General features: G+C 56.7%; 3 protein-coding genes. All 3 read right to left on the bottom strand.

The window, feature by feature from the left end:
* Positions 1 to 239 precede the first annotated feature (239 nt).
* Positions 240 to 2,006 (bottom strand): gamma-glutamyltransferase family protein, encoded by a 1,767-nt coding sequence (locus tag VQ044_RS23460; RefSeq protein ID WP_327650019.1) that lies wholly within the window; start codon positions 2,004 to 2,006, stop codon positions 240 to 242.
* A gap of 521 nt (positions 2,007 to 2,527) precedes the next feature.
* Positions 2,528 to 4,513: a TRAP transporter permease gene (locus VQ044_RS23455; protein ID WP_327650020.1), complete on the bottom strand. Its 1,986-nt coding sequence runs from the start codon at positions 4,511 to 4,513 to the stop codon at positions 2,528 to 2,530.
* A gap of 73 nt (positions 4,514 to 4,586) precedes the next feature.
* Entirely contained in the window at positions 4,587 to 5,792 is a 1,206-nt protein-coding gene (locus VQ044_RS23450; protein WP_327650021.1) for a TAXI family TRAP transporter solute-binding subunit, read from the bottom strand.
* Positions 5,793 to 6,053 lie beyond the last annotated feature (261 nt).

Here is a 6,053-nt window from a genome sequence, read left to right as displayed (position 1 = left end):
TGAAAAGCCCGTTGCCTCCGTTTCCAGGGCCGCGTAACCTTCAACCCGGCATCGCCGCTCAACGAAGTTCAACAAACTTCGGGACATCCCCGACACGACAATCATCTGTTTCCCGTCACCCCCGCCGCCGCCGCCAAAAGCCGTTAGCGTACACGGCTGCAGAAATTCCCACGGAGCCCCGGAATGCGAGATTGGGCGCATGGGTCTTGATCAGCGCCCGTTGGTATTATCGACGCTTTCTACCAGCCTTGGGCGTAAGCAGCCGCCCGACGCGGATCCGCGCCGGCTTCTAACGTCCCGCTTTCAAGGTCAGACCGAACCAGGCAAACGCCGCCGGCGCGCCAGAGCCGATCCGGCCAGACGACGACCTCATGTCCAATCTCAGATAAGCCTTGGAGTGTCGCAGGCGGGATCCGTCCCTCGATGCAGATTCGCCTCGGAAAGGCGACATGCGGCGCAAACGAATCAGGTTGGCTATTAGTAATAAAGCGAGGCGCCTCGATCGCCGATTGGGGATCCATGGCAAAGATTTGCATATTGAGAAGCACCTGAAGCACGGCCTGAATCTGGCTATCGCCGCCCGGACTTCCAATTGGCATGACAATCTTTCCCGGCGTCACGACCATTGCAGGGTTGGGGGTCAGTCTCGGCCTCTTTCCTGGGGCGACGGAGGCTGGATGGCCAGCGATCGCACGCGATTGAGAGCCGCGGGATGAAGGAGCCAAGCCGGTACCAGGGATCACGATCGTATCACTGCATACGTCGCTCGGACAAATCGAGATAGCATTGCCGTCGCGGTCAACGACGCCGACATAGGAGGTATCAAAAGGCCCGGTCTGCTCCAATTCGTGCGGAGCCGCGGGTATCGACTGTCGCGGCGCGCCCTCACCTCCTGCTGGAGGAAGTCCTGGCCAAGCGCGATTGCTGTCGATCAGAGACCGCCGCTCGTCGGCGTATGCCTGAGACAGCAGCATGTCGCTAGGAATTTTAATAAAATCCGGATCACCGTAATATTCTTCACGATCCGCCAGGGCCAGCTTGATACTTTCTGCCACATGATGAATGTATTCCGTCGTATTGTGCCCCATACGAGCAAGATCGATTCCGTTAGTTATGTTTATAGCTTGAAGCAGCGTTGGACCCTGGCACCAAAACCCGCAAGAGTATACATCCATATCTCCCATCTTTGTGCAAAGAGCCGGCTCCTTCTTTACTTCATAGTTCGCAAAATCGCCTTCAGTCATCAGGCCACCATTCTCACGATGGAAGTTAACGATCGAACGCATGATATCGCCGCGGTAGAAGGCATCGCGAGCAGCCCTTAGTCCTTGCTGTCTATCATCTCCTCGGCTGATGGCGGCTCGCTCTTCGTCTGCTATATACTGAAGGCTGGCTCCGAGATCCGACTGGATGAAAAGATCCCCGACGTTTGGCGACTTCCCGCCAGGTAAGTATATGGCGCTGTTGGAGTCCCAGCGTCTGATTTTGTCCGCTACCATCGCGAGTTGCTCAGCCAGAAATGGATACATAACGAAACCATCCCTAGCGAACCTGATAGCAAAGGAAGAGACATCACAGAACGACATCGTCCCATAATCACTGAGTGCTGTCAGGCAAGCCGCTGGTGCCGCTGGAATAACAGTTCTCAGTAGCCCTTCTGGAATCGCTCCCCCAAACTCTCGAATGAAGTACTCACAATTTGCCGCTGCGGGCCAATGACCGACACCGTCGATTGTCATCAGCTCCTCGCGATCGGCCATCCAGATCATCATTGGCGATACGCCGGCGATGTTTACTTGGTCGCTGTGCACTACTCCTAGAACAAGACATGCCGCGATCCCCGCGTCCACTGCATTGCCGCCATTTTCAAGAATTTGGAATGCTGCCTGCGTTGCTAGATAGTGGCCGGTGGAAACCGCATGAGACCGGGCCGCGATGACGGCCCGTCCTGCCTTGAAAGTGCTTTCGGCGGCAGGTCCTGATTGCGAAACGGAATCGATTGACATGTGCTTCTCCATTCGGTGTTGGCGATGTTCGAAGACTGCAGAGAAGTGGCCCAGCGGTCCTCGATCGAGGCGATTGACAATGGTCCTCTCAGCTCAAGTCGATAATTGGCGAAACCCGCTCGCTGATAACGTCTAGTGGTGGAAATCTAACATTTGGTGCCCGGGATATCGTCTGGAGGCCGGCCAAGCCGGGTGTTGGCCTCGGAACCATCTGTCGGACTTGAACCACTAGATAGTAATGTGAACCACCCCGACAGCGCGTGCCCTGCTGCACAAGTACTTCTACGGCCGCACTCTGGTCGCGAGATCTGCGCTTACGGCCTCGCTACGAAACTTCAAGTGACCTACCTTCAAGACCAGGAAGGAGACCCTCTTGTTGCTCTTTTTGCAGGGTTCGATCGCCTGCGAGCGACGGCGGTGAGTTATCGTTTTACCGACGCAGGAAATACCGGAGCTGCTGAATCCAGCCAGTCACCGTGACCGTCGGTATCGGCGTCCGCCATGAAGGGCGGATCCTGTAGTCACACCTTCTCGCTCCTCATAGCGGATCGTTCGTGACCCGCGGCGGGATAGCCACGGCGACGGGCCCGGGAAATCCACCAATGCACCAGATATAGCAGCACAGTAGTGGCGATACCGGCGAAATCGCTGATCGGTTCTGGATAGATTAGCGCACCACCGGCCACCGAAAGCGCGGCGCGGCTTGGCCAACCAATGCCGCCGACACGGTATAGATAGCCCTCAAGCGCAGAGGCCAGCAGCCATATAGCGATGAGCGCAGAAATGCTTGCGAGCGCGATACCGCTGATCGGCCCCTGCAGGATCAACGACGGATTGAGTACGAACAGAAAGGGTAGGACAAAGAGTACGCTGCCAAGCCGCATGGCGTACAATCCTGTTTTGGTGGCATCGGCACCGGCCATACCGGCGGCTGTGATCGCCGCAAGCGCCACAGGCGGAGTAATATAGGACATCATGCCCCAGTAAAGAATGAACAGATGGCTGGCGAGTGGATGCAATCCTGCCTCTACCAGTGCCGGTGCCAGCAAGATAGAGAGGAAAATATAGCACGCACTCACTGTCATGCCCATTCCGAGGATGAAACTGGTCACCGCACCGGCTGCAAGCATCAGTGGTATGCTGTCGCCCGCGTAGAGCAGCAACTCACGGGAGAAGGCGCCAGCGACGCCAGTGTACGCCAGTCCACCTACCACCAATCCTATGCCAGCGAGAATGGCCACCAGATTGCCAACACTGCGGGCGATTTCTATCAGCAGATCCCGCACTCGGGCTACGTTCAAACGGTTGTGGCGCCTGAACAGTGAGATTACCAGCAGCACCGCCGTCGCATAATAGGGTGCATAGGCTTCCAACCGCATAACTAGCAGCATGTAGATGAGCATCACTAGGCTCAACAGGTATGGCCAGCCCTCCTTGAGCGTCTCGCCGAGTTGCGGGATCTCTTCGGGCGGCAGACCCTTTAGGTTCTTGCGGGCGGCATAATTGTCGACCTGCAACAGCAGAGCGACGAAAAAAAGAAGAGCCGGCAGGGTCGCGGCGATCATCACCTCAGCATAGGACACGCCGAGGAACGAGGCCATGATGAAAGCGACGGCACCCATGACTGGCGGCATTAGCGTTCCGCCAGTAGAGGCGCAGGCCTCAATGGCAGCGGCGTAGTGCGCCGGATAGCCGGCGCGTTTCATGGTGGGGATGGTGATGGAACCTGTGGTGAGAATATTAGAGATCACGCTTCCCGACAGGCTTCCCATGAAGGCGCTTGAGATCACTGCGACCTTCGCCGGACCGCCCCGGCTCTTACCCATCAGAGCCGTAGCAAGTCGCATAAAGAACTCGCCGCCACCAGTTATCGTCAGCGCCACGCCGAATAAGACAAAGCCGATTACTAAGTTGGCGACGACCTGCATAGGAATGCCAATGACGCTCTCCACGCCCAAAATGTGCGCGCGTATCGTTCCACCCAGATCGAAGGCATTCCCCCAGAGAAAACCTGGCATATACCCAGCGTAGAGCGGATAGCTGCCGAAGATTAGGGCGACCGCCAACAGAGGCCAACCGCCACAGCGTCGCACGCCCTCGAGCACTAACGCCAAAAGCACGCAGGAGGCGACCATTGCCTCCGGAGGGGCCATGAATTCCCAGCCTTCTCGGATGATTTGCAGAGCGTGGGAGCCTAAATAAGCCGTTGAGGCGATGGCCGTGGCGGCGAACAACCAGTCGTACCAAGGAATGCGATTCGCGTCTTTGCTGCACGCTGGGTAACAGAGAAATGCCGCAGCGAGAAAGATACCGATGAGGTAATAAAGATAGCCGTTGCCCAGCGGCTGAAAACCGAACAGTCCCAGCACAAATGTCTGATTGACGGTCATGGCCAGGCCGATGATCCCTAGCGCAATGACTATCCAGTAAGCTATACCGACGAGACGATCTTTCGGTGGGTGTTCAACTATGACCTGCGACACATTTGGTTCAGAAGAGGCGTGCATAGATGTGCATCCAACTTGAGCAAGGCTGGGGCGGCAGTCTGTGCGACCGCCCCATGGGCGCTCACTGACGCGCTTACTCTAGATTGGCGAGCGCCTGCTGACGATGCTGCTCCCAGAGCTTGGTGAACTCTTCGTCACTCACGTCTTTGCCCTCGGCGATGGCCCGCTCCCAAGCTGAGAGGAGGGCGTCAAGCCGAGCGACGCGGGCGTCGTTCCACGCCTGATGCTCGTCGGTCCAGACACCGATCTCCTTCAAGTAGCGGATGGCTCCCTCATGAAAGGGTGTGCCGATCGGTGGTGTGCCAGCCATTTCCAGATCCCACCGAGGTGTCACCGCGGTGGAGTCTTTATACATGCCGTAGGTTTCGTCGAGGGCTTTAATGACGGCATAGACTTCGTCGGCGTCCCGGTCCGCGGTAGTAGTCAACTCTGGATAGCTGTAAGCCACCAAGCTGACGGGGTTTTTTTGTGAGATACCCGCGCCCACGGTTTCCGTGAAGGGTCTGAAGAACGGAGCTATCTCACGCATCCGCGCCCAGCCTTCCTTGTCATCGGCTGGAATGTCCAACCAATAGATATCACGTGGGGACTCTGCAAGCTCATACAGCTGGGTAGACGTGGTGGTGCTGCAGGCCGCATCCGCCCTGTCCTGAGCAAGTGAACTCATCGCTGCACCGAAGGTAGGAAACATGACGGCCTGAACATCCTCGCGCGTTAAATTAGCGAACGCGAGGATAGCATCGCACTTGACGTTGGTTGAGGGATTTCCCGCGACGTAGGCAACCCGTTTGCCCTCCAAGTCCGCAATGGAACGGATATTGGCATCCGCTGCGGTGGGCATGCCAAAGGAAGACGGTCGACCTGCTAGCGCGCGAAGGTTCTGAGGCCCCCAGCGACGGTTGGCGAAATCGTACGTACCCTCGGAGGAAAAGAAAGCTTCCGAGGCGAGGAAGCCGTAGTCAGCGCGACCCTGAACAATCGGTTGAAGTGTACCAATACCCGAGCCAGCTGGAAGAATGCGCACGCGGGTTCCGTATTCTTTGCCGAATGCGTTGGCGATCGCAGATGCTTCAGCGTATCCTGCCGAACCTATATCAAACGATGTCCAAGTCATAGTGTCTGGCAGCTCGTTCGCCTGGGCAGTGATAGTGAAGGCGAGGGTCGCGACAGTGACAGTGGCAAGATAGTGTCTGAAACGCCGTGCGGTCGCTCGATAGGCTACATGCCTATCTGCACTCACACTAGCAGGCGATTCGCCGGATAATCTTTTCGAGGTCATCAGATACACTCCGTTCTTTGCATGAAGAGCCAAACAGATCGTTGCGATGCACCAAATACCTCGCACCGCAACAATAGCTCACAAGTTATCTGGCTGTGAACGTTTCACACAGGTGTTTTTTTTGCAAGGAAAAACAGGCCATTTTTTCACAGCCTGAGATGCACTCCTCGTCTAAGCTCGACTTTGGCCATTTTGAGCGGGTTTTCGCTCAAGCGTGGATCCAGAAATCCGGCTCGGCGGCGATATAGTCGAGAGCCTTGT

It is taken from the genome of Aurantimonas sp. C2-5-R2 (assembly GCF_036549495.1).
Taxonomy (GTDB): domain Bacteria; phylum Pseudomonadota; class Alphaproteobacteria; order Rhizobiales; family Rhizobiaceae; genus Aurantimonas; species Aurantimonas coralicida_A.
The sequence above is the reverse complement of the archived record's forward strand: the minus strand, read 5'-3'. Positions and strand labels throughout refer to the sequence as shown.

Coding starts and splice junctions, on each gene's coding strand:
- VQ044_RS23460 (WP_327650019.1), bottom strand. CDS start 2,006: ATGTCAATCGATTCCGTTTCGCAATCAGGACCTGCCGCCGAAAGCACT.
- VQ044_RS23455 (WP_327650020.1), bottom strand. CDS start 4,513: ATGCACGCCTCTTCTGAACCAAATGTGTCGCAGGTCATAGTTGAACAC.
- VQ044_RS23450 (WP_327650021.1), bottom strand. CDS start 5,792: ATGACCTCGAAAAGATTATCCGGCGAATCGCCTGCTAGTGTGAGTGCA.